General features: G+C 41.4%; 20 protein-coding genes and 1 pseudogene. 20 read left to right on the forward strand and 1 reads right to left on the reverse strand.

Annotated elements, in window-relative coordinates; all coding sequences use genetic code 11:
* Positions 1-94: 94 nt before the first annotated feature.
* The 3 genes from Q0C76_RS03050 to Q0C76_RS03060 all read left to right on the forward strand — a co-directional run bounded on the left by Q0C76_RS03050 (position 95) and on the right by Q0C76_RS03060 (position 3,255).
* A complete protein-coding gene (locus Q0C76_RS03050) occupies positions 95-1,045 on the forward strand; it encodes a DMT family transporter (RefSeq protein WP_367268463.1) in 951 nt (316 codons plus the stop codon).
* A gap of 90 nt (positions 1,046-1,135) precedes the next feature.
* A complete protein-coding gene (locus Q0C76_RS03055; RefSeq protein WP_295729566.1) occupies positions 1,136-2,974 on the forward strand; it encodes an APC family permease in 1,839 nt (612 codons plus the stop codon).
* A 20-nt stretch (positions 2,975-2,994) separates the two neighbouring features.
* Positions 2,995-3,255 (forward strand): hypothetical protein, encoded by a 261-nt coding sequence (locus tag Q0C76_RS03060; RefSeq protein WP_295729568.1) that lies wholly within the window; start codon positions 2,995-2,997, stop codon positions 3,253-3,255.
* Between the two features lie 43 nt (positions 3,256-3,298).
* Here the strand turns inward: Q0C76_RS03060 and Q0C76_RS03065 are convergent, their stop codons facing one another.
* A complete protein-coding gene (locus Q0C76_RS03065; protein ID WP_295729571.1) occupies positions 3,299-3,940 on the reverse strand; it encodes a YigZ family protein in 642 nt (213 codons plus the stop codon).
* Between the two features lie 60 nt (positions 3,941-4,000).
* Here Q0C76_RS03065 and Q0C76_RS03070 point away from each other — a divergent pair.
* The 17 genes and pseudogenes from Q0C76_RS03070 (at position 4,001) to uvrA (ending at position 24,512) form a co-directional block, all read left to right on the forward strand.
* Positions 4,001-5,335 (forward strand): annotated as a pseudogene (locus Q0C76_RS03070) (DEAD/DEAH box helicase).
* A complete protein-coding gene (locus Q0C76_RS03075; RefSeq protein WP_295729574.1) occupies positions 5,320-5,994 on the forward strand; it encodes a ComF family protein in 675 nt (224 codons plus the stop codon). Before Q0C76_RS03070 ends, Q0C76_RS03075 begins: the two are co-directional and overlap by 16 nt.
* A gap of 136 nt (positions 5,995-6,130) precedes the next feature.
* Positions 6,131-6,670, forward strand: a complete 540-nt coding sequence (raiA, locus tag Q0C76_RS03080) for a ribosome hibernation-promoting factor, HPF/YfiA family (protein WP_295729577.1) — start codon at positions 6,131-6,133, stop codon at positions 6,668-6,670.
* Between the two features lie 170 nt (positions 6,671-6,840).
* The gene (secA, locus tag Q0C76_RS03085) at positions 6,841-9,204 is read left to right on the forward strand and encodes a preprotein translocase subunit SecA (protein ID WP_295729580.1); all 2,364 of its coding nucleotides are present in this window, start codon (positions 6,841-6,843) and stop codon (positions 9,202-9,204) included.
* Positions 9,205-9,366: 162 nt separating this feature from the next.
* Positions 9,367-10,483 (forward strand): peptide chain release factor 2 gene (prfB, locus tag Q0C76_RS03090; RefSeq protein ID WP_295729582.1). Its coding sequence is split into 2 segments (ribosomal slippage): positions 9,367-9,426 and positions 9,428-10,483, totalling 1,116 coding nucleotides; the frame shifts between segments, so codons are not numbered across the junction.
* Between the two features lie 45 nt (positions 10,484-10,528).
* Positions 10,529-10,846, forward strand: coding sequence for a PspC domain-containing protein (locus tag Q0C76_RS03095; RefSeq protein ID WP_295729585.1), 318 nt, complete (start codon positions 10,529-10,531; stop codon positions 10,844-10,846).
* Positions 10,847-10,858: 12 nt separating this feature from the next.
* Positions 10,859-11,221: a phage holin family protein gene (locus Q0C76_RS03100; protein WP_295729587.1), complete on the forward strand. Its 363-nt coding sequence runs from the start codon at positions 10,859-10,861 to the stop codon at positions 11,219-11,221.
* A gap of 12 nt (positions 11,222-11,233) precedes the next feature.
* The gene (hprK, locus tag Q0C76_RS03105) at positions 11,234-12,193 is read left to right on the forward strand and encodes an HPr(Ser) kinase/phosphatase (protein WP_295729588.1); all 960 of its coding nucleotides are present in this window, start codon (positions 11,234-11,236) and stop codon (positions 12,191-12,193) included.
* Positions 12,190-13,005: a prolipoprotein diacylglyceryl transferase gene (gene lgt / locus Q0C76_RS03110; protein WP_295729989.1), complete on the forward strand. Its 816-nt coding sequence runs from the start codon at positions 12,190-12,192 to the stop codon at positions 13,003-13,005. Before hprK ends, lgt begins: the two co-directional genes overlap by 4 nt.
* Before the next feature lie 14 nt (positions 13,006-13,019).
* Entirely contained in the window at positions 13,020-14,036 is a 1,017-nt protein-coding gene (locus Q0C76_RS03115; protein WP_295729589.1) for an NAD(P)H-dependent glycerol-3-phosphate dehydrogenase, read from the forward strand.
* 61 nt (positions 14,037-14,097) lie between these two features.
* A complete protein-coding gene (gene galU, locus Q0C76_RS03120) occupies positions 14,098-15,009 on the forward strand; it encodes a UTP--glucose-1-phosphate uridylyltransferase GalU (RefSeq protein ID WP_295729590.1) in 912 nt (303 codons plus the stop codon).
* 156 nt (positions 15,010-15,165) lie between these two features.
* A complete protein-coding gene (gene trxB / locus Q0C76_RS03125; protein ID WP_295729592.1) occupies positions 15,166-16,104 on the forward strand; it encodes a thioredoxin-disulfide reductase in 939 nt (312 codons plus the stop codon).
* A gap of 63 nt (positions 16,105-16,167) precedes the next feature.
* A complete protein-coding gene (locus tag Q0C76_RS03130) occupies positions 16,168-16,953 on the forward strand; it encodes an HAD family hydrolase (protein WP_295729596.1) in 786 nt (261 codons plus the stop codon).
* 81 nt (positions 16,954-17,034) lie between these two features.
* Positions 17,035-18,759 carry a phospho-sugar mutase gene (locus Q0C76_RS03135; protein WP_295729598.1) on the forward strand — a complete coding sequence of 575 codons (1,725 nt, stop codon included), beginning with the start codon at positions 17,035-17,037 and terminating at the stop codon, positions 18,757-18,759.
* Between the two features lie 59 nt (positions 18,760-18,818).
* Positions 18,819-19,457: a YfbR-like 5'-deoxynucleotidase gene (locus Q0C76_RS03140; protein ID WP_295729601.1), complete on the forward strand. Its 639-nt coding sequence runs from the start codon at positions 18,819-18,821 to the stop codon at positions 19,455-19,457.
* Positions 19,458-19,604: 147 nt separating this feature from the next.
* Positions 19,605-21,629, forward strand: a complete 2,025-nt coding sequence (gene uvrB, locus Q0C76_RS03145; protein ID WP_295729603.1) for an excinuclease ABC subunit UvrB — start codon at positions 19,605-19,607, stop codon at positions 21,627-21,629.
* A gap of 15 nt (positions 21,630-21,644) precedes the next feature.
* A complete protein-coding gene (gene uvrA / locus Q0C76_RS03150; RefSeq protein WP_295729606.1) occupies positions 21,645-24,512 on the forward strand; it encodes an excinuclease ABC subunit UvrA in 2,868 nt (955 codons plus the stop codon).
* Positions 24,513-24,637 lie beyond the last annotated feature (125 nt).

Genomic DNA, 24,637 nt, shown 5'->3' on the forward strand with positions numbered 1-24,637 from the left:
AAATGGAGCTCAACGAAATCCGAAGATTTCATTGAACTCCATTCTTTATAAGAGACTTATGTCACAGCCCCTTTTTTGTTATGAGGGTTGGGTTTTGGATTGGAATATGATAACTTGGGAACCAGTTATAACTATTGGAGGAGATATTATTAGTTCACGACAAATTGGAATTACAATGGCCATTAGTGGCGCCATCTTATGGGGAGCTTCGGGGGCTGCGGTCCAATACTTGTTTGCTAATCCAACAATTAATGAATATTGGCTAGTTGGATTACGACTACTGGGTGCAGGGATACTGCTGGTTGTTTATTCGGTTATCAAGAACTTTGCTAAAGTTAAAGCGTTGCTCAGTAGTTGGTCGCGGGTTGGGTACCTAATTTTGTTCTCCTTTTTCGGAATGTGTACATCACAGTTGTCATACTTTGTGGCAGTCAAATATAGTAATGCACCAACTGCGACCGTTATTCAGTTTTTAGGGCCGGTTTTTATTATTAGTTACCTTGCAATTAGAACTAAGACATTACCTCGACGAATTGATGTAATTTCCATTGTAGTTGCCTTGCTTGGAACTTTTTTATTAGTGACAGGTGGTCATATAGATCACTTAGCTTTATCACCATTGGCCTGTTTATGGGGATTATTAGCGGCGATTTCTGAAGCGGTTAATACGATTATGCCGAGAGACTTATTCAAAGAATATGGAACAATTAATGTCGTGGGCTGGTCAATGTTAATTTCTGGTTTGGCTTTTCTGCCGTTGTATTGGCGATTCCCCGTCCCTAAATTATCAACCAATGATGTGGGAATGATCTTTTTTATTATTATTTTTGGAACATTACTCGCGTATACCCTTTTTCTCGGTAGTGTGAAGTATATTCAACCTAGTACTACCGGAATGTTAGCTGCCTTTGAGCCATTGGTTGCAACAATTTTAGCAGTGGCCTTTCTGGATACACCATTTGGCTTAGCGGATTGGATAGGTAGTGGCTTGATTATTTTGGCAACTATTTTTCAATCGTGGCCAAATTCAAAGACCGGCAATTAATATTTTGATTATTTCACAAAAACGGTAGCAATTCATTCAATGGGTGGAGTAGAATAGCCATTGATTTATTACTTTTGAGGAGAGTAACTTATGTGGCGTTATTTAAAACGGGTTTTGATTGGGAAACCATTAAAAACCCTTGATGAAGGTAAAACACACCTAACGAAGTTCAAAGCATTAGCAATGCTTTCTTCAGATGCAATTTCGTCTGTGGCTTATGGTCCAGAACAAATTGTAACGGTTTTGGTAACGTTGTCAGCAATGGCAATGTGGTATTCAATTCCCATTGCGGCGATTGTACTGGTCTTGCTATTGGCAATCACGCTATCTTACCAACAGATTATTCATGCCTATCCGAGTGGTGGTGGTGCCTATATTGTGGCTACCAAAAACTGGGGAAAGAATGGTGGATTGATCGCTGGTGGTTCATTACTAGTTGATTACATGCTGACCGTGGCAGTTTCTACCACCTCAGGGACAGAAGCGATTACTTCAGCGATTCCAGCTTTATATAAATATTCCGTACCAATTTCCATTATTATTGTCCTGTTAATTATGTTCATGAATTTACGTGGAATGAGTGAGAGTGCCAACTTTTTAACTGTGCCAGTATATTTCTTTGTGATCATGATTTTTGTGATGGTGATTATCGGAGCAGTTAATATTGCGACGGGTCATATTACTTATCACGCACCAGCTGATTATGGAACACCAGTTGTCGGGATGAGTTTTGTACTGTTTGTCCGAGCCTTTTCTGCTGGATCTTCGTCCTTAACGGGAGTGGAAGCAGTAAGCAATGCGGTACCTAATTTTAACGAGCCCAAAGAAAAGAATGCTTCCACAACATTGGCCATTATGAGTGCTATTTTGGCGTTCTTCTTTATCGCTATTATCTTTTTTGGCTTCTATTTGGGGATTGTTCCGAACGCAAAGGTAACGGTTCTTTCACAAATTGGAGCAAAGATTTTTGGTGGCCATGGGCTAGGCTTTTACTTATTGCAATTATCAACGGCGATGATTTTAGCGGTCGCTGCCAATACTGGTTTCTCTGCATTTCCAATTTTGGCATACAACATGGCCAAGGATAAATTTCTTCCCCATGCCTTTATGGATCGGGGAGATCGGCTCGGCTATTCTAATGGGATTATTTCATTAGCAGTAGGCGCGATTGTCCTGATTCTAATTTTCCATGGGCAAACGAACATGTTGATCCCATTATATGCGGTGGGGGTTTTTGTGCCATTTACCTTGTCGCAATCTGCAATGATCATTCACTGGTTTCGTGAACGCCAAGGTTGGTGGATTGGTAAATCATTCATTAATCTAGTTGGGGCTCTGATTTCACTTTGCCTAGTAGCAGCTTTGTTCTGGCAACATTTTGAAAATGTTTGGCCATACCTGATTATCATGCCATGCTTGCTATGGATGTTTCATAAAATTCACAGTCACTACATTAAAGTTGGTAAACAATTACGGGTGGCTGAAAAGACGGCTGTGCAGCTTCACGATTATGATGGTGCGACGGTCATTGTTTTGGTTGGAAACGTTACTCGGGTGACCCGAGGTGCCATTAATTACGCCCGGTCTATTGGTGATTATGTGATTGCAATGCATGTTTCATTTGATGAAAATCCGGGAAAAGAGCATAAAACAGCTAACGAATTTAAGGCGGAATATCCAGATGTCCGATTTGTTGATATTCACTCTTCATACCGATCGATTGCGACGCCAACTTTAAGATTTGTAGATGTGATTGCTAAACGGGCGGAGGCACGAAATTACTCGACAACCGTCTTAGTACCACAATTTGTGCCCAAACACCCTTGGCAATTAGCGTTGCACAACCAAACCAGTTTACGGTTACGAACGGTCTTGAATTCACGACAAAACATTGTGGTCGCAACGTATAGTTATCACTTACATGAGTAATAGCAAAGGTTGGAGGTATTGTGGATAAACGAACTTTGATGAGTGCAGTCATATTTGTAATTGGGTTAGTGTTTTTAGCTTCATTTTCGATTCAACATGACCGATTTTTCTCGGGAATTTGTGGGATTATCGGGTGTTTTGGCATTGTGGCTGGTTTTATCGGATTACATTGGGAAAAGATTCAAAACGGTGATCGTCGATTGAAACGGACGATCCGGCTGTTGCTTGTCTTATGTTTAATTTTGATTATCTTGAATATTATTGCTAAATTACTTGGCTAGATAAAAACAGGATCAAAGGTGATCATTCCTTTGGTCCTGTTTTTTATGGTTGGTAGGGAATTTCGTGGAAACGAGTTCCTGCATTGCTAATGGTTAATTGATTATTAAAATGGTTGGCAAGCAGTTCTTGAACCGTTTGAACTTCGCTATCGTTAACAAAAATAGTTGTGGTCACGTTGACTCCGTAATCTTCTTTAGCAACTTCAATTTGCTTTTCCTTAAGTAAGTAAAGGAGTTGGTCATGGAACCGATATGGTACTTCAATTGTGAGTAACGTTTGCTGAACCCGTTGCACAATGCCAGCCTGTTGAATAGCTGATGAAGTCGCATTACTATAAGCGCGAATTAAGCCACCAGCACCGAGTTTAATCCCGCCAAAGTAACGAGTAACGACAGCACAAACATCATGGATGTGAGATAGTTGGAGAGCTTCCAGAATGGGGACACCAGCAGTACCGCTGGGTTCGCCGTTATCACTTTCTCTTTGAATATGATCATCGTCACCAATTTGATAGGCAAAACAATTGTGAGTTGCTTTACGGTGGTTCGCTTTAATTTTTTCAATAAAAGATTTAGCTGCCGCTTCATTTTTCACGCGGCTCAGTGAACAGATAAAGCGTGATTTTTTGATTACAATTTCATTTGTAGTATTTTGTGCAATGGTTAAATAAATTTTTTTAGTCATTTTCAAATTGCCTCAAACAAATTTCATTTTTTCCCGTCTTTAGATAGTGGAGGGAAAATTATGGATATTAGTATGTTTTTTGGACGTCGCGAATTAGTCGCTAAAGTGGATGTGAAATCTTACCTACCGGCGAAAGTGCAAGTTTTACCGACAATGCGGATTGGTAGGACAATCCATTGTTTGCGTTGTAATGCGCGGATCCCGCTTAGTCAAGGAAGCTTACCGCATGGACAATATTACTGTCCCCAATGCATTAATTTGGGTCGAGTATCAACATTAAATTCATTTTACCATGTTCCAGAGCCAAACCAATTTTCACCACCGATTGAACCTCTAACATGGTCCGGACAGCTGTCGCCATTACAAGAACCGGTGGCTCGAGAATTAAAAGTTGCAATGGGCAACCATGAACGACGGTTGCTTTGGGCCGTTACCGGTGCCGGAAAGACAGAAATGGTTTTTCCAGCGATCGAACAAGCACTTAAAAAATGTGAACGAGTTTGTATTGCTTCGCCACGTGTAGATGTATGTTTAGAATTATTCCCACGGCTGCAACAAGCTTTTCAAAAAACTTCCATGGTACTCCTCCATGGTCATCAAGAAAAAACATATCGGTATTGTCAGTTGACGGTTTGTACTACCCACCAGTTATTACGCTTTTATCACGCCTTTGATTTATTAATTATTGATGAGGTTGATTCATTCCCGTATACTGCAAATGCTCAGCTTTTGTTTGCAGCCGAACAGGCAAAAAAGATCTCCGGAGGACTACTAATGATGACTGCAACGCCGGGTGACATATTATTACGTGAAGTGAAACGTCGCCGATTAGCAGTTAGCTACCTGCCGTTACGTTATCATGGATCTTTATTACCAAGCATTCGACGAGTAAGAATCAACACTAATTGGCGAATGCGGTTTCAAAAAGACCGAATACCGTATTTGCTATTATATTGGATTAGTTAACGGATTCGTAGTCATCAGCGGTTTTTAATGTTTGTACCACATATTGCTGATTTAACAATTGTGGCGTCTGCCGTGAAAAAAGCATTCCCCCAAGCGGCTTTTACAAGTGTGTATGCGGAAGACCCGGAACGACTTGCAAAAGTCCAAGGAATGCGTGATCATCGATATCAATTTTTGATCACAACCACGATTTTAGAACGTGGGGTGACGTTTCCAGCAATTGACGTGTGTGTTCTCGGAGCAGACGAAGAAGTTTTTTCCAGTTCAGCACTAGTACAGATTGCCGGACGAGTTGGTCGTGCTAAAGAACGACCAACTGGCAATGTGACCTTTTTTATTAGTGAGAATACTCGTCAGGTTCAATCCGCAGTTCGACAAGTTAAATACTTAAATCGGTTAGGGAGCAGACTACGATGCGCAAATGTTTAATTTGTGAGCGGACGATCCATCATCAAAGAACGATTGCTGATTTGCTGTTATTAAACAATCATTTTCCTGTCATATGTTCCGCTTGTGACACTCAGTTTGAGAAAATTGGTTTGACGAATCGTTGTCAAGGATGCGGTCGTCAGCGTGGCCTAATGTGTCATGATTGTCAACGTTGGCAAAAAACAATGGGATTTTTGCTTCATAATCGAAGCTTATACCACTATAACGCTGCTATGAAACAATATATGCATGATTATAAGTTTATGGGGGATTATCGTCTGCGGCTGGTATTTATGGATGAATTGAGTCAGCTAGTTACTGAACGGCGTCCAGATTTAATTTTACCCATTCCGGTGGATGAATATACTTGTCGTACTCGTGGATTTAACCAAGTTGAAGGAATGCTGAATATTCATGTTGATCGCAACATTTTACTTACCCGTCAAGTGGCCAAGGTGACCCCGCAATCAGCAAAGAGCCGTCAGGAACGTTTACGGACAGCACAGCCTTTTAAACTTGTTCAACCAGAGCTCCTTTTAAATAAGCGAATTGTGATTGTCGATGATATTTATACAACCGGGCGAACTCTATATTACGCAGCAACACTCTGTCGACAAGCCGGCTGTCAACAAGTATGGAGTGTGACACTGGCAAGTTAAAAAAGTATAAAAGCAAACGAGAATAAATTGTTAATTAAGTCAAAGCAATCTATAATAGAGTTAAGGATATGAGAAGAGTGGTCCTTCTGATATTCAGAACAAGCCCAATCGCTTGGACTGAAAGGAGTAAAGTACAATGTTAAAATTCAATATTCGTGGAGAAAACGTTGACCTAACTGATGCAATTCGTGACTATGTTGAAAAGCGGATTAGCAAGATCAATAAATTCCTTGAAGATAACGTTGAAGCTACCGCTCACGTTAATTTAAAGGTTTACAAAAACAAAACTTTCAAGGTTGAAGTTACCATTCCTCTTCCTTACTTAACCTTAAGAGCAGAAGAAACTTCCAACGATATGTACGCAAGCATTGACTTGGTTACTGATAAGCTTGAACGGCAAATTCGGAAGTACAAGACCAAGGTTAACCGGAAGTCACGTGAAAAAGGCTTAAAGAATCTAGAATTTGTTCCGGGTGATGATGGTGTGGATGATGACGCATTAAAGATTGTTCGGACAAAGGAAATTTCCTTGAAACCAATGGATTCTGAAGAAGCAGTCTTGCAAATGGATATGTTAGGTCATGACTTCTTCATCTTCCAAGATGCGGACACCAATGGCACAAGTGTTGTTTACCGTCGAAACGATGGCCGCTATGGTTTAATCGAAATTAATTAACGGTAGTTAAAGTTAAGGGGACGATTGATCCATCGATCGTCTCCTTTTTTAGTTGACCGTTTTAATCATTGATCTTCCATGTTAAAATAAATTGTATATATTTAGCATGGTGTTTTTCGCTTAAAATTAGCGAACGCCTGCAATAATCAGATGGAGGAAAGGACACTTCTATGGCAAATATACTTAGAAAGTGGATTGAAAGTGACCGTCGTGAGTTACGGCGGATTAACCGATTAGCAAATAAGGTTGATAAATACGCTGACGCAATGAGTAAGCTGACTGATGAAGAGCTACAAGCTAAAACGCCGGCATTTAAAGAACGATTACAAAATGGTGAAACCTTAGATCAATTGTTACCGGAAGCCTTTGCGGTAGCTCGTGAAGGAGCTAAGCGAGTCTTAGGTCTCTATCCGTTTCATGTTCAGGTAATGGGGGGGATTGTGCTCCATGAAGGAAACATTGCCGAAATGAAGACCGGTGAAGGAAAAACTTTGACGGCGACGATGCCGGTGTACTTGAATGCTTTAAGTGGCAAAGGGGTTCACGTTATTACGGTTAACGAATACCTTTCTCAACGGGACGCTGAAGAAATGGGTCGTCTCTACCGATGGCTTGGTTGTTCTGTCGGTGTTAATGGTGCTGAAAAGAGTCCAGATGAAAAACGAGCGGCCTATCAATGTGACATCATGTATTCAACCAATAGTGAAATTGGCTTTGACTATTTACGTGATAATATGGCGGTTTATAAAGAGGACCAGGTTCAACGTGGATTGAACTACTGTATCGTTGACGAAGTGGACTCAATCTTAATTGATGAAGCCCGAACACCATTAATTATTTCAGGACCAGGGACCGGAACCTCAAAGCTTTATAAACAGACTGATAAGTTTGTTAAAAGGCTAAAAAAAGATGAAGACTACAAGATTGACCTTGAATCAAAGACTGTCTCGTTAACTGACCAGGGAATTAAAAAGGCAGAAAAGTACTTTAACTTGGATAACCTTTATAATCCAGAAAATACGGCGTTAACACACCACTTGGATCAAGCTTTACGGGCTAATTACATTATGATCTTAGATAAAGATTATGTGGTATCGGACGGTGAAGTCCTAATTGTGGATTCTTTTACTGGTCGGGTCATGAAGGGGCGACGGTTCTCTGATGGCCTTCACCAAGCCATCGAGGCCAAAGAAGGCGTAGAAATCCAAGAAGAAAACAAGACGATGGCCAACATCACCTACCAAAACTTGTTCCGGATGTACAACAAGTTATCCGGGATGACAGGGACGGCCCGGACGGAAATGGAAGAATTTCGTGAAATTTATAATATGGAAGTTATTACCATTCCAACCAATCGACCGGTAGCTCGGAAAGATGAACCAGACTTGCTGTACCCAACCCTTGATAGTAAGTTTGCAGCGGTGGTGGAGCGAATCAAGAAGCTTCATAAAAAAGGTCAGCCAGTGCTAGTGGGGACCGTTGCTGTTGAAACCTCAGAACATTTGTCGCACCTGTTAGACCAAGCTAATATTCCACACGTGGTCTTGAACGCGAAAAACCATAAAAAGGAAGCTGAGATTATTAAAAACGCGGGCCAAGTTGGCGCGGTAACGATTGCCACCAACATGGCTGGTCGGGGAACTGATATTAAACTAGGGCCTGGCGTCAAAGAACTTGGTGGCCTTGCAGTTATCGGGACTGAACGTCATGAATCGCGGCGAATTGATAATCAATTGCGGGGACGTTCTGGTCGGCAAGGTGATCCTGGATTATCACAATTTTATTTATCACTGGAAGATGATTTAATGCGACGCTTCGGTGGTGATCGAATTAAGGCTTTCCTAGATCGGATGAAAGTTAAGGGTGACGATGCTGTGATTAAGAGCCGTTTCCTGACCCGACAAGTTGAATCAGCTCAAAAACGGGTTGAAGGGAACAACTATGATTCTCGGAAGAACGTTCTGCAGTATGACGACGTAATGCGTGAACAGCGAGAAATTATCTATAAAGAGCGTCAACAGGTAATTACCGAACAGAAGTCTCTAAAATGGGTTCTGATGCCAATGGTTAAGCGAACCATTCAACGGGAGGTTGACCAGCACACGTTGGGAGACCAAAAAGATTGGAAATTACAAGAGATCGTTGATTTTGCTGGTGAGGTCTTAGTAAAACCTGATGAAATCAGTGTTGATGATTTAAAGGGTAAAAACCAAGAAGAAATTGTCGACTACTTAATGAGCCTGGCCCAAGGAGTTTATAAGGATAAGCAGCGTCAGCTTTATGATGCGGATCAAATGCTTGAATTTGAAAAAGTCGTGATCTTACGAGTGGTAGATGCCCATTGGACTGATCACATTGACGTGATGGATCAATTCCGGCAGTCTGTTGGTTTACGGGGCTATGGACAATTAAATCCATTAGTTGAATACCAAACTGCTGGTTACCATATGTTTGAGCAAATGATCGCTGATATCGAATATGAAACTACCCGATTATTCATGAAGTCTGAAATTCGTCAAAACGTTACCAGGTAATTCATGGGAATGATGAAACATGGGGGCTGTGTCATAAGTCCTTTTACCAAGCTAAAATATGAATAGCATGGTACGTAATGGCCTCCAAGGGGACGGTAAAACCGGACTCTGGGGGCTTATTTTCGTTCAATGGATGATTAAAATTGTTAAGGAGCTTAGATTGTGGAATTAACAGATATTAGTAAAAAGATCAACCAGATGCAAACAGAAGTTTCGCACTTCGGGAGGTCTCTTTGACCTTGATGCACTCAATGAACAAATTGCTGAAAACGAACATCGGATGACAGCACCAGATTTTTGGAATGACAGTGAACGTGCACAACAGTTGATCAATGAAAATAATCAATTGAAAACTAGACGGGACACGTTTACCAATTTACGCGACCAACTGGACGATTTGGCAACGAGTGTTGAATTGCTCAAGGAACTTCCTGATGAAGAGATCAGAACTGAATTGGATCATCAGTTACCGCAAGTGGAAAAACAGCTGGAACAGTATCGTTTAAGTCAACTTTTGAGTGGACCTTATGATGCTAACAATGCAATTTTAGAAATTCACCCAGGTGCTGGTGGAACGGAAGCTCAAGATTGGGGCGAAATGTTACTACGAATGTATCTCCGTTGGGCTGATCAGCATGATTTTGATGTTGAAACTGCAGCGTATGAGGCTGGTGAAGAAGCTGGAATTAAAAGTGTTACCTTATTAATCAAAGGTCACAATGCTTTTGGATATTTGCATCCAGAAAAGGGAGTTCACCGACTAGTTCGAATTTCACCATTTGATGCAGCCGGGCGACGACATACTTCTTTTGCATCGGTCGATGTGATGCCCGAACTGGACGAAAGTGTGGACATTGATATTGATCCGGCTGACTTACGGGTTGATACATTCCGGTCAAGCGGTGCTGGTGGGCAGCACATTAATAAAACTGAATCTGCAGTGCGGATTACACACCTTCCAACGGGGATTGTTACTTCTTCACAGGCTGAACGTTCGCAACTACAAAATCGGGTTACAGCGATGAATATGTTAAAGTCCAAACTTTATGAGTTGGAGCAAGAAAAAAAGGCGAAAAAGCGGGCAGAACTGGAAGGCGAACAACTAGAGATTGGCTGGGGCTCCCAAATTCGGTCCTATGTTTTCCATCCGTATACCTTGGTTAAGGACAACCGAACCGGTTATGAAACTCATGATGGACAAGCAGTTATGGATGGTGACTTAGACCCATTTATTAATGCTTACTTGCAGTGGCAGCTAAGCAAGAAAAATCCGCATTAATGATGTGATTATAAAGTGCCTAAATTTTTATTAGAGGGTGAACAGATGTCAACACGTAGAAAGATGCATAAACAATTGACGAAGTCGAATTCTAACCGCATTATTGCTGGAGTGCTTGGTGGAATTGCTGAATATTGGAATGTCAAACCTAACGTTGTCCGGGTGGTTTATTTAGTGCTAACGGCTCTGACATCATTTGTACCAGGGATTGTGATTTATTTGATGTTAGCAGTCTTAATGCCTGATGATCCACATAAGGATAATCTGTGGAAAAACCTGGCGAGTCTATTTAGCCAAGGACGTCAGCATGACGCCCAGACAGCACGAAAAGAACTTCACGATGTTGAAGAGAAGGATTTATAAGGGATTTAACAGATGAAAGGATACTTCAAAAGCGTTCTAATCAATACCATTTTGTTTATTGCACTTGCTGGATTGTTAAGGGATTCTGGAACATTTTATGTTGCAAGTGTTGGAGTCGCGATCATTGCAAGTGTCGTTTTGGGGATTCTAAATACGTTAGTGAAACCAATTCTTCTGCTCCTTTCACTGCCGATTACCGTGGTGACGTTAGGATTATTTAGTATTGTCATTAATGGTTTGATGCTGCAACTTACATCACTTGTAGTGGGTGAGGACGTATTTAATTTCTCGTCATTTGGAATGGCAATGGTCGTTGCGATTATTATGTCTATCTGTAACGTTATTATTACTCGTCATTTTGAAACGATGGATTAAGGAGGGAAGACGATGGAACAGGCAGAGACAGTTACGGTTCGTGAACTTGTACAAAATGCACGGTTAAAAGTTTTACAGGGGGAAGAAGGACTGGATCGACCAATTGTCACGAGTGACATTTGTCGACCGGCACTCGAATTTGCGGGATATTTTACTCATTATCCAGCAATGCGGATTCAATTATTAGGGATTACCGAAACGTCCTTTGCTCAAGAATTAACCCATGAAAAGCGGAAAAATTATTTGGAACGGATGTGTCAACCGCAAACACCTTGTTTTGTTGTTTCAACTGACTTACCAGTGATGCCTGAATTGGAAAAAGCAGCTGCGGCTGCTCATATTCCAATTTTAGGGACGCACTTAACTTCTTCACGAGTGTTGGGGAATATGACTTCTTATTTAGTAAGTCGACTGGCAAAGCGTCAATCAATTCATGGTGTTTTGGTTGATATTAGTGGGGTTGGCGTTCTAATTACTGGTGATTCAGGAGTCGGTAAGAGCGAAACGGCACTAGAATTAGTACGGCGGGGCCACCGATTAGTTGCCGATGATCGCGTTGAAGTCTATGCACGTGATGAACAGACCCTGGTAGGTTCGGCACCAGCCATTTTACAGCACCTAATGGAAATTCGTGGAATTGGGATCATTGATGTGATGACCCTTTATGGAACTGGTTCAGTGATGCCTGAAGATACTATTAACTTTATTGTTCATTTGGAAACGTGGACCCCTGATACCCAGTTTGATCGTCTTGGTGACCGCGGTGATCAGCAGATTATTCAAGATGTTGCTGTACCAAAAGTGTCGGTCCCGGTTAAGACTGGACGAAATTTAGCCATCATTATTGAATCAGCAGCGATGAACTTCCGTGCCAATACAATGGGGTACGATGCAACGAAGACATTTGACGATAACTTGAATCGACTAATTAAGAAGAATTCAGTTGATGACGGAAAGGATCATAAGGCATAATGAGAGCAGGCTTAGCATTAAATCCGATTGCATGGCAGCTAGGGCCATTTAAAATCCATTGGTATGGAGTCATTATTGCAAGTGGCGTGGTGATTGCTTTGTGGCTTGCGGTTCATGAGGGCAAACGACAAGGAATTCCTGAAGACGATTTTTATGATTATTTATTATGGGCTTTGCCAATTGCGATCATTTGTGCACGAATTTATTATGTCATTTTCCAATGGTCCTATTATCAACACCATCCAGATGAAATTATTGCAATTTGGGATGGCGGAATTGCAATTTATGGCGCCATTTTAGGTGGCTTGATTGTGATGATCATTTTTTGCCGGCACCGATTTATTCCGATCTGGACGATGCTAGATGTAGTGTCACCAACGGTCATTTTAGCGCAAGGAATTGGTCGGTGGGGTAACTTCATGAATCAGGAAGCATTTGGTAAAATTACTACGAAGGTAGCGTTGCAAGCTCAGCATTTGCCAGGGTGGATGGTTCAACAGATGAACATTCAAGGAGCTTACCGAGTGCCGACCTTTTTATATGAATCAGTGTGGGATGTGACCGGTTTTATTTTATTGGTCCTTTTGCGACGCCACCGACAATTCTTCAAACAAGGGGAAGTTTTTCTAGCCTATGTTGGTTGGTATGCAGCTGGTCGGTTGGTGATTGAAGGAATGAGAACGGATAGTCTAATGCTTGGGCCGGTTCGGATCTCACAATTACTTTCCATCGTTTTGTTGATTGGCGCGATTGTGATAGTTGTTTGGCGACGGTTCCGCTATGGTCGTCAATTAAAGTGGTACTTGAATTAAAAGGGGTAAAAATTATGAGTGAAAAAGTGGCAGTATTAGGTGCTGGATCTTGGGGTAGCATTTTGGCAAATATGTTGGTTGAGAATGGTCACGAAGTGCAATTATGGTCTCGTGATCCGGAGCAAGTCGAAGCACTCAATGAGTGGCATATTAATCCACAATACATGAAGGATTTTAAATATAATCAAAACTTGTTAGCAACTGATGATATGGCTCAAGCAGTTAATGGTGCTAAGTACGTGCTAGTTGTAATTCCAACCAAGGGGTTACGTGAAGTTGCTGGCAAACTTAACCAAGTTTTGGAAGATCAAGATAGTACACCATTGATTATTCATGCAACCAAAGGGCTGGAGCAAGATACATATAAGCGTCCTTCACAGATGTTAGCAGAAGAAATTGCACCACAACATCGTGAAGATATCGTGGTATTATCTGGACCTAGTCATGCAGAGGATGTGGCTTTGCAAGACATGACTGCAGTTACGGCAGCGTGCGCTAATATGAGCAGCGCAGAAAAAGCCCAAAAACTCTTCAGCAATAACTTTTTCCGGGTTTACACCAATGATGACGTAATTGGCGCTGAATTTGGAGCGGCCTTAAAGAACATTATTGCAATTGGGGCTGGTGCTTTACAAGGGCTCGGTTACAAGGATAATGCGCGCGCTGCGTTGATTACGCGTGGACTGGCTGAAATTCGTCGGCTTGGGGTTGCCTTTGGTGCGAATCCATTTACCTTTATTGGCTTGTCTGGGGTAGGTGACTTAGTGGTGACGGCAACTAGTAAGAATTCGCGGAACTGGCGTGCCGGATATCAACTAGGTGAAGGACGAAAGCTAGAAGATGTAATTAGTCATATGGGAATGGTAATTGAAGGTGTTTACACTACTAAGGCAGCTTATGAGCTGGCGCAAAAACGTCAGGTCAAGATGCCGATTACTGAAGCCCTTTATCATGTCTTATACGAAGGACAGAATATTGAAACAGCGATCACTAACTTGATGGATCGTGAAGTTACTTCGGAATTAAAGTAATACTAGAAACTGTGGTAAAATGAACACGCATACATTTTACTAATGGGAAGGAATTAGATTTATGAAACAAGTACGTAAGGCAATTATTCCAGCTGCTGGATTAGGGACACGTTTTCTACCAGCAACCAAGGCCTTAGCCAAGGAAATGTTGCCAATTGTCGATAAGCCAACGATCCAGTTTATCGTTGAAGAAGCACGGAAGTCTGGAATTGAAGACATTGTTGTTGTCGATGGTAAGAACAAGCGTTCAATTGAAGACCACTTTGACTCAAATCCTGAATTGGAAGACAACTTACGTGCTAAGCATAAGGATGAAATGCTGAAGTTAGTTGAAGAAACAACGGATATTAACATCTACTTTATTCGTCAATCACACCCACGGGGACTTGGCGATGCAGTGTTGACTGCACGGGACTTTATTGGGGATGAACCATTTGTCGTGATGCTTGGTGATGATCTGAACAACATTAATAACAATGGTAATGCCTTAACGAAGGAATTGATTGATAGTTACCATCAAACTGGTGCTTCAACACTAGCCGTTATGCGGGTTCCGCATGAAGACACTGCTAAGTATGGGGTTATTAATCCAAGTGCGGAAGTGGAAAAGGGCCTTTATAATGTAACGAGTTTCGTTGAAAAGCCTAATCCAAAGGATGCGCCAAGTGACTTGGCAATTATTGGTCGCTACGTCTTTACTCCTGAAATTTTTGATGTCCTAGCTAAGACAAAGCCAGGTAAGGGTGGTGAAATCCAATTAACGGATGCGATTAACACCTTGAACAAGACTCAACGGGTTTTTGCTCATGAATACATGGGTGATCGTTACGATGTTGGTAACAAGTTTGGCTGGATCCAGACAAATATTGAATATGGATTACAACATCCACAAACCAAGGATGAATTACGGACTTATATTAAACAGCTCGGTGCGAAGTTAAGTGCGGAAGATAAGAAGAAGCAGACTAAATAATTTAACAAAAGGACTGGTTATTGAACAATGACCAGTCCTTTACATGTTTTTAGCGGTAGGCTATAATTACTATAACTTATAAATAGTAAGTGAAATGATAGACACAATAGTCAAATTCAAGTAGAATAAACTTAACTATAGAACGGAGGAATCAAAATGGCAGAAGAAAAACAGTTAAACTTTGATGTTATCATTGTGGGCGCTGGACCAGCTGGAATGACGACAGCGCTGTATGCATCACGTGCCAACCTATCTGTACTCATGCTGGACCGCGGTATTTACGGGGGGAACCTTAACAATACTGCAACGATTGAAAATTACACTGGATTTCCTTCAGTTCAAGGACCAGACCTTGCTAAACAAATGTATGATGGGGCGGTTCAATTTGGTGCTCAATATGCCTATGGGACTGTTGAAAAAGTAGAATTAGACGGTGATCTCAAAAAGGTAACAACCGACATGGGGGATACGTATACCGCGAAGGCATTGGTAATTGCTAGCGGTTCTGAACAAAAGAAGCTTGGCGTTCCTGGTGAACAAGAGTATGGCGGGAAGGGTGTTTCCTACTGTGCGGTCTGTGATGGGGCCTTTTTCAAAGGGAAGCATTTAATAGTAGTTGGTGGCGGTGATTCCGCTGTTGAAGAAGGAATGTATCTAACCCAATTTGCTTCTAAGGTATCTGTATTGGTGCGTCATGACCGTTTGCGCGCAACAGCGATTGCCCAAGATAAGGCAAAGCAAAATTCAAAAATGGAGTTTATTTTCAATACTAGTGTGACCGAAATTGAGGGTGACAATCAAAGGGTAACTGCAGTTAAGACTCATAATAATCAGACTGGTGAGGACGGGTCGATGCAGGCCGACGGTGTCTTTATCTATATTGGTAATGTCCCAATGACGAAACCGTTTGCCGACCTGGGTATTCTTGATGAGCAAGGCTGGGTAATGACTAATGATCACATGGCAACAAAGGTTCCGGGAGTATTTGCTGTTGGTGATGTGCGCGAAACTTTGCTCCGTCAAATTGCAACGGCGGTTGGTGATGGGGCGCTTGCTGGTCAACAAGTGTTTAAATATATTGATAATTTAAAGTAATACCCTGGAGGGTTACAACAAGAGGCTAGGCGAGTTTCCGGCCTCTTTTTTAAGGAATGAAGAATGTTAAAGTATTTAATAAGTGACATGGATCATACGCTATTACACAATGACGGACAGCTTGATCAGCAAACAATTAATGTAGTGAAAGCTTCTTCGATCAATTTATGCTTGGCGTCCGCACGGAACCCCCACTCAATGGTTAGCTTTATTGACCAGTTGGGGTTAACGGGACCGCAATTGGCAATGAATGGGTCCTTGATTTTTCAGCTTAATCGAGGCAAGCTTCAGATTTTACATGAACAACCGATCGAAACTCAGTTGGCTGTTGAAATAAAGAATACATTACAGCAAATTGCGCCGAATGTGGATTTTACATGGATTACCAGTGACCATTGGTATATTCCTCAAATGACCCCTGCGATGCGAGAGGAAATGAAGTATTCTGGTGTTCACCCAGTGATTGGAAAACAACTAGAAGAAACGACAGCTCCAGATCAAATTGTGCTCATTATTCAAGATGTGAAGGAATTTAATCTAGTGAAGAATCATTTACAACGGAGATTTGCTGATCTAACGATTCATTGTTCAGGCGATGGTTATCTCACAATTAATGCTGCCGGTGTTAATAAAGGCAATCTGGTAGAGTATTTAATTAGTCAAGGAAATGAACGTGGCCAAATTGCTGGAGTAGGCGACGATGAAAATGACTTGCCATTGTTGAAAGCAGCCGGGCATGCAATAGCGGTTGCCAATGCAGTGCCACAGGTAAAACAGGTGGCAGAGCGACTCATTGCTAGCAATCAAAATAACGGAATTGCAAGATTTCTCCAGCAATTCAAAGACTAAATTAGTTAAATTAATGATATTGAAAGCAAGTATTGGTAAAATAGGGTTGATAAATTATCTTGAGATTGGAGATGCTTTGTAGTGAGTTGGAAAGAAACCTATGATGAATGGTTAAAACAACCGAAAATGGCGCCAGCATTAAAAGCTGAATTGGAAACAATGGATGATAATGAGATTGAGGATGCTTTTTATGGTCCGCTTTCCTTTGGTACTGCCGGAATGCGAGGACTAATGGGCCCAGGAATTAATCGAATGAACATCTATACGGTTCGTCAAGCCACTGAAGGGTTAGCTGTTTTAATGGATTCATTAGGTGACGAAGTGAAGAAGCGTGGGGTTTCCATTAGCTATGATTCGCGCCACCATTCTCGAGAATTTGCGCATGATTGTGCGCGAGTACTTGGAGCTCACGGAATCCAAACTTACATTTATGATAATGTTCGGCCAACACCAGAACTATCCTTTGCAGTGCGCTACAACCATTCATATGCGGGAATTATGATCACTGCAAGTCATAACCCAAAAGAGTATAACGGGTATAAGATTTATGGAGAAGATGGTGGTCAAATGCCGCCAAAAGAATCTGATATGATGACTGGTTATATTCGTCAAATTAAAGACATTTTTGACATTAAACTGGCGAATGAACAAGAAATGTTAAATAACGGGCTGGAAATTGTGATGGGTGAAGATGTCGACCATGCTTACCTTGAACATGCAAAAGACGTTACGATCAATAAGGATCTCGCGAAAAAGTACGGTCAAGATATGAAATTTGTCTTTTCACCATTGTGCGGGACTGGGCGGATGTTAGGCGAGCGTGCACTACGTCAAGCTGGTTTTACTAACTTTGCCATTGAACCAACCGAAGCCCAACCGAATGGCGATTTTCCTGGATTGGAACATCCAAACCCTGAATTTCCAGAAGCATTTGTCCGTTCCATTAAACTTGGCAAACAAATTGGTGCTGACGTGTTGATTGCAACAGATCCGGATGCTGATCGACTCGGCTGTGCAGTGCGTCAACCAAGTGGTGAATATCAATTATTGACGGGAAATCAAATTGCTTCAGTAATGCTTAATTATATTTTGGAAGCTCACCGGCAAGCTGGAACGTTGCCAGCAAATGCTGTAGCAGTGAAATCAATTGTTTCTACTAACTTTGCAGCCAAAATTGCAGAAAGTTACGGTGTGGGAATGATTAATGTACTAACCGGTTTCAAGTGGATTGCTGATCAAATTCACCAATATGAAACGGGACAAGTTGACCATACATTTATGTTTGGCTTTGAGGAAAGTTACGGCTACCTGATTAAACCATTTCTTCGTGATAAGGATGCAATCCAATCATTGACCCTCCTTGCAGAAATTGCGGCTTACTATAAGAGTCGGAATATGACGATGTACGATGGAGTCCAAGAACTATTCCAAAAGTATGGTTACTTTAAGGAAAAGACGATTGCCAATACGTATGCTGGAGTGGAAGGTCCAGCCAAGATTAAGGGATTAATGAAGAAGTTCCGTGAAGAGGCGCCGACGAACTTTGCTGGACATCAAGTGGTATTGACAGAAGACTTTTCTAACAACACTAAAAAGACAGCTGATGGTCAAGTCAGTGAATTAGGAATCCCAGAATCAAATGTTTTACGATATGTTTTAGATGACGAAACTTGGATTGCTATTCGGCCATCTGGAACTGAGCCAAAGCTGAAGTTTTACATTGGTACGAGTGCGGATACCGATAAAGCGGCAGAACAAAAGTTGACAGATTTTGAAAAAGCTTTGCAATCATTTGCTGAAGCATAAAGTGATTTAAGGATTGACGCGTTGAAGTGGCAATCCTTTTTTGAAAGGGGTAGAAAGTGATGGGAATGCATGAATATTTAAAGAGTCTGAGTGATTTAGAAATGATTAATCGGGCACCGGGTTATTTTAAATTTGAACAACATAATGTAGCGGCACACTCTTTCAAGGTGACACAAGCAGCCCAAATGTTAGGTGATATTGAAGAGCAAGCCGGGAATGAGATTAACTGGCGTTCTTTGTATGAAAAGGCCTTAAATCATGATTATACGGAACGCTTTATCGGCGATATTAAGACTCCTGTGAAATATGCAACCCATGAGCTCCGCCAAATGCTAGCCCGGGTTGATACATCTTTAACCGAGAATTTCATAAAAAAGGAAATACCACAAGAATTTCAAGAGGCATACGAACGTCGGTTTGCGGAGGGCAAAGACGATACATTGGAAGGTAAAATTTTATCCGTTGCTGATAAAATTGACTTAATGTACGAATCGTTCGGTGAAATTCAAAAGGGTAATCCAGAGCCGGTCTACATGGATATTTATAAATCAAGTTTAACGGCAATTATGAAATTCCGTGAAATGGCCAGCGTTCAATACTTCCTGAAGAAAATTCTACCAGAATTATTGAAAGATAATGCTGATGCCAATGCCAAAAATCAATTGGCCATTGCTACCACACAGATTATTCAGCAATAAATGCAATTATCACAATAAAGGCCTGTCGCTTTCAAAATGAAGTGACGGGCTTTTTACTTATTGACGCGCAATATTCTGGCGTCGACGAATAAATGTTCGTGTGCTAAAATTAGACTAGTTACTTACGGAAAATGAGGAGGAATTGTTATGATTTATCGTCAGGCAGATAAAATGTTCGACTTAGTTTCGGACTACCAGCCAACGGGTGATCAGCCAGAAGCAATTGCTCAACTAACTAAGGGCATTCAAGAAGGCGATAAAGCGCAAATTTTGCTTGGCGCTACTGGGACCGGAAAGACATTTACCATTTCAAATGTGATCGCAAATGTGAATAAGCCAACTTTAATTCTTTCACATAATAAAACGTTAGCGGGACAGCTATATGGTGAAATGAAAAAATTCTTCCCCCACAATGCGGTTGAATACTTTGTATCTTATTATGACTACTATCAACCAGAAGCATATGTGCCATCAAGTGATACTTACATCGAAAAGGACGCCTCCATCAATGATGAAATTGATCAGCTCCGCCACTCTGCAACTAGTTCGTTGCTGGAGCGTAATGATGTGATTGTGGTGGCTTCCGTTTCTAGTATTTTTGGGTTGGGTTCACCAGCTGAATATCAAAATCACGTAATTTCTCTAAGAACCGGACAAGAAATTTCACGAGACCGTTTATTACGTGAATTAGTAAATATTCAATTTGATCGAAATGATATTGATTTTCAACGGGGAAGATTTCGGGTTCGTGGGGATGTCGTAGAGATTTTCCCCGCTTCACGTGAAGAAAAGGCCCTTCGTGTTGAATTTTTCGGTGATGAAATCGATCGGATCCGCGAAGTAGATGCTTTAACTGGTGAAGTTTTAGGAGATCGTGACCATGTTTCAATTTTTCCAGCGACCCACTTTTTAACTACCGAAGAAACAATGAAGGTCGCTTTGCCAGAAATTGAAGCTGATATGAAAAAACAAGTTGAGCAATTTACCAAAGAAGGGAAACTGCTTGAAGCGGAGCGAATTCAACAACGGACAACTTATGATATTGAAATGATGCGTGAAATGGGTTACACCAATGGAATTGAAAATTATTCACGCTATATGGATCGTCGTCAACCTGGAGAACCGCCATTTACATTATTAGACTTCTTTCCGAAAGACTTTTTGCTGGTAGTAGATGAATCTCACCAAACGATGCCACAAGTTCGGGGAATGTACAATGGTGATCGAGCGCGTAAGAAACAACTAATCGATTACGGATTCCGCTTGCCGAGTGCGCTTGACAACAGACCATTAAAACTTGATGAATTTGAAAAACATGTTAATCAGGTGATTTACATGTCAGCAACGCCTGGTCCGTATGAAGAAGCCCAGACCGATCATGTTGTCCAACAAATTATTCGACCGACAGGGCTTTTGGATCCCACCATTGAAGTTCGCCCAGTGATGGGACAAATTGATGATCTGGTTGGCGAGATTAATAAGCGGATTGAAAAACATGAACGAGTTTTAATCACAACGTTGACCAAAAAAATGTCAGAAGATTTAAGTGATTATTTGAAAGACTTGGGTTTAAAAGTAAAGTATCTGCATAGTGATATTAAAACACTTGAACGAACACAAATAATTCGTGATCTTCGGCTTGGCAAATTTGATGTGCTTGTTGGTATTAATTTACTCCGTGAGGGCTTGGATATTCCAGAAGTGTCATTAGTGGCAATTTTGGATGCAGACAAAGAAGGGTTTTTAAGAAATGAACGCTCATTAATTCAGACAATTGGTCGGGCTGCACGGAACGCTCATGGTGCTGTGATTATGTATGCTGATACAATTACCGACTCCATGAAGGCTGCTATTGATGAAACCAAGCGTCGACGGACCATCCAGGAGCGGTATAACCAAGAACACGGTATTACACCCAAGACGATTATTAAACCAATTCAAGATGCAATTTCAGCAGTTAAGCCGGTTGAAGATCAAGATGATCAACCAAGCGCTGAATTTACGAATCAAGATTTTGCTAAATTATCTGTGAATGATCAACAGCAAATGTTAGATGAACTAACGGAGCAAATGCGGTCCGCAGCAAAACGGCTTGACTTTGAACAAGCAGCAACACTGCGGGATACGATTATGGAATTATCTGCTCAACAGAAGGGGAAGAAGACCAAATAAGGAGGTCTGCAATTCGTGGTAAATGATAAAATTGTGATTCATGGTGCACGTGCTCACAACTTAAAAAATATTGATGTGACAATTCCGAAGAATAAACTGGTGGTCATCACCGGTCTCTCCGGATCAGGCAAAAGTTCATTAGCTTTTGATACTTTATATGCTGAAGGACAGCGTCGTTATGTGGAAAGCCTTTCTGCATATGCACGCCAGTTTCTGGGCCAAATGGATAAACCGGATGTTGATTCAATCGATGGGTTATCTCCGGCCATTTCAATCGATCAAAAAACGACATCGCATAATCCGCGCTCAACGGTTGGAACAGTGACGGAAATTAATGATTTCTTACGACTGTTATGGGCTCGAGTTGGGACGCCAATCTGCCCGAATGATAATATTCCAATTACAAGTCAGTCACCTGAGCAGATGGTTAATCGGGTATTAAAACTTCCCGAACGAACTAAATTACAGGTACTTTCACCGGTAGTTCGTGATCAAAAGGGAACCCAAAAGAAAGTATTTGAAAAAATCAAACGTGAAGGATTTGTTCGGGTCCAAGTGGATGGTGAAACTTATGATCTCGAAGAAGTTCCCAAATTAGATAAAAATAAAAAGCACACCATTAACGTGGTGGTTGACCGAATTATTGTTAAAGATGGGGTCCGTTCGCGTCTATTCGATTCATTTGAATCTGCATTGCGATTAAGTGATGGCTATGCAATTGCAGATGTGATTGGTGGAGAGAACATTCCATTTTCAGAGCAATATGCTTGTCCAATTTGTGGCTTTACAGTTGGCAAGCTAGAGCCGCGACTATTTTCGTTTAATGCTCCAATTGGAGCTTGCCCAGTTTGTGAAGGATTAGGTTCTAAATTAGAAGTGGATTTGGATCTAGTAGTTCCTGATCAGACAAAGACGTTACGTGAGGGGGCGTTAGTTCCTTGGAATCCAATTTCTTCACACTATTATCCATCAATGCTTGAGCAATTTTGTGCGTCTGAAGGGATTGACATGGATAAGCCGTTTAATAAATTGACCAAACGTCAACGAGAGAAACTTTTATATGGTAATGGGGATAAGCTGTTCCATTTTCATTACGAAAATGACTTTGGTGGTGTTCGGGACGTGGACGTACCATTTGAAGGCGTGGTTAATAATATTTCTCGTCGCTACAAAGAGACTAATTCAGACTTTACCCGTGAACAAATGAGAAAATACATGGCCGAACTTCCATGTCCATCTTGCCATGGTTATCGCCTCAATGAACGGGCATTAGCTGTGAAAATTGCGGATCGTAATATTGGCGAAATTTCTGGCTTGCCAATTAGCAAGTCACTGCCATTTTTTAAAAATCTGGAACTGGATCAGCAAAAAGCTGTCATTGCCAAACCGATTTTAAAAGAAATCGTTGATCGGCTAACTTTTATGAAGAATGTTGGCGTGGAATATCTAACGCTTAGTCGTTCAGCACGAACGCTTTCGGGTGGTGAAGCACAGCGGATTCGTTTAGCCACGCAAATTGGTTCAAACTTATCAGGTGTCATATACGTGCTTGATGAGCCATCAATTGGTCTTCATCAGCGAGATAATGACCGCTTAATTAATTCACTCAAAAAGATGCGTGATCTGGGAAATACGTTAATTGTTGTGGAGCACGATGAGGATACGATGCGTTCGGCTGACTACATTGTTGATATTGGCCCCGGTGCGGGTGAAAATGGTGGTCGGGTGATGGCTGCTGGGACGCCAAAACAGATCATGCGGAGCCGTAAATCCCTGACTGGTCAATATTTATCAGGGAAGAAAATGATTCCGGTTCCTGAAAAACGTCGTCAAGGAAATGGTCAGTTTATTACGATTAAAGGAGCGGCCGAAAATAACTTAAAGAAGATTGATGTTCGCTTTCCGTTGGGCGAGTTTATCTGTGTAACTGGAGTTTCAGGGTCTGGTAAATCAACCTTAGTCAACCAGATATTAAAGCGGATTTTATCCCAGAAACTGAACCATAGTTCGGCTAAACCAGGTCGTTATCAATCAATTAGTGGTGTGGAAAATATTGAAAAAGTCATTGATATTGATCAATCCCCGATTGGTCGAACACCACGGAGTAATCCAGCAACTTATACGGGAGTATTTGATGATATTCGGGCTTTGTTTGCACAGACTAACGAAGCAAAGATGCGCGGATACACAAAGGGGCGCTTCTCCTTTAACGTTAAAGGCGGTCGGTGTGAAGCCTGCCACGGTGATGGGATTTTAAAGATTGAAATGAATTTCTTGCCCGATGTTTACGTACCTTGTGAAGTTTGCCATGGGACACGGTATAATTCAGAAACGTTAGAAGTTGAATATAAAGGTAAAAATATCGCCCAAGTTCTAAATATGACGGTCACGGAAGCACTTGATTTCTTTAATGCAATTCCGAAAATTCGCCGAAAACTACAAACCATTCAAGACGTTGGCCTGGGATATGTTCACCTGGGTCAACCGGCCACGACACTGTCTGGTGGTGAAGCACAGCGGATGAAATTGGCTAGTGAGTTACACCGTCAATCAAATGGCAAGAGCTTTTATATTTTAGATGAACCAACTACTGGTTTGCATATGGATGATATCAAGCGGTTGTTAGGCGTTTTACAACGGCTTGTTGATGCTGGTAATACTGTTCTGGTGATTGAACATGACCTTGATGTTGTTAAATCAGCGGATTGGTTAATTGACTTAGGACCTGAAGGCGGAGATGCTGGCGGTTACGTTGTTGCTACCGGAACTCCTGAAGAAGTATCAGGCGTGAAAGCAAGCTATACTGGTCGCTATCTTAAGCCAATGCTTGAACGTGATCAACAATGGGTGATGGATCAGCAGCATAAAGAATCAAAACGATGAAATCAGAAGCTTGTTTAGAGAGTGGAGTGGATCAATAGGGTGTGCCTAGAGTTGCTCCACTCTTTTAATTGCTAATAGCAGAAAAGACACGCCCGGTATGTTACAATATTAGAGGAACTGAATTA

The organism is uncultured Limosilactobacillus sp., assembly GCF_934202705.1.
Lineage (GTDB): Bacteria > Bacillota > Bacilli > Lactobacillales > Lactobacillaceae > Limosilactobacillus.

What these genes read in the sequence shown, in the direction of transcription:
- Q0C76_RS03055 (WP_295729566.1), top strand. Translation starts at nt 1,136, where the DNA reads ATGTGGCGTTATTTAAAACGGGTTTTGATTGGGAAACCATTAAAAACC.
- Q0C76_RS03065 (WP_295729571.1), bottom strand. Translation starts at nt 3,940, where the DNA reads ATGACTAAAAAAATTTATTTAACCATTGCACAAAATACTACAAATGAA.
- Q0C76_RS03075 (WP_295729574.1), top strand. Translation starts at nt 5,320, where the DNA reads ATGCGCAAATGTTTAATTTGTGAGCGGACGATCCATCATCAAAGAACG.
- raiA (WP_295729577.1), top strand. Translation starts at nt 6,131, where the DNA reads ATGTTAAAATTCAATATTCGTGGAGAAAACGTTGACCTAACTGATGCA.
- secA (WP_295729580.1), top strand. Translation starts at nt 6,841, where the DNA reads ATGGCAAATATACTTAGAAAGTGGATTGAAAGTGACCGTCGTGAGTTA.
- Q0C76_RS03095 (WP_295729585.1), top strand. Translation starts at nt 10,529, where the DNA reads ATGTCAACACGTAGAAAGATGCATAAACAATTGACGAAGTCGAATTCT.
- Q0C76_RS03100 (WP_295729587.1), top strand. Translation starts at nt 10,859, where the DNA reads ATGAAAGGATACTTCAAAAGCGTTCTAATCAATACCATTTTGTTTATT.
- hprK (WP_295729588.1), top strand. Translation starts at nt 11,234, where the DNA reads ATGGAACAGGCAGAGACAGTTACGGTTCGTGAACTTGTACAAAATGCA.
- Q0C76_RS03115 (WP_295729589.1), top strand. Translation starts at nt 13,020, where the DNA reads ATGAGTGAAAAAGTGGCAGTATTAGGTGCTGGATCTTGGGGTAGCATT.
- galU (WP_295729590.1), top strand. Translation starts at nt 14,098, where the DNA reads ATGAAACAAGTACGTAAGGCAATTATTCCAGCTGCTGGATTAGGGACA.
- trxB (WP_295729592.1), top strand. Translation starts at nt 15,166, where the DNA reads ATGGCAGAAGAAAAACAGTTAAACTTTGATGTTATCATTGTGGGCGCT.
- Q0C76_RS03130 (WP_295729596.1), top strand. Translation starts at nt 16,168, where the DNA reads ATGTTAAAGTATTTAATAAGTGACATGGATCATACGCTATTACACAAT.
- Q0C76_RS03140 (WP_295729601.1), top strand. Translation starts at nt 18,819, where the DNA reads ATGGGAATGCATGAATATTTAAAGAGTCTGAGTGATTTAGAAATGATT.
- uvrB (WP_295729603.1), top strand. Translation starts at nt 19,605, where the DNA reads ATGATTTATCGTCAGGCAGATAAAATGTTCGACTTAGTTTCGGACTAC.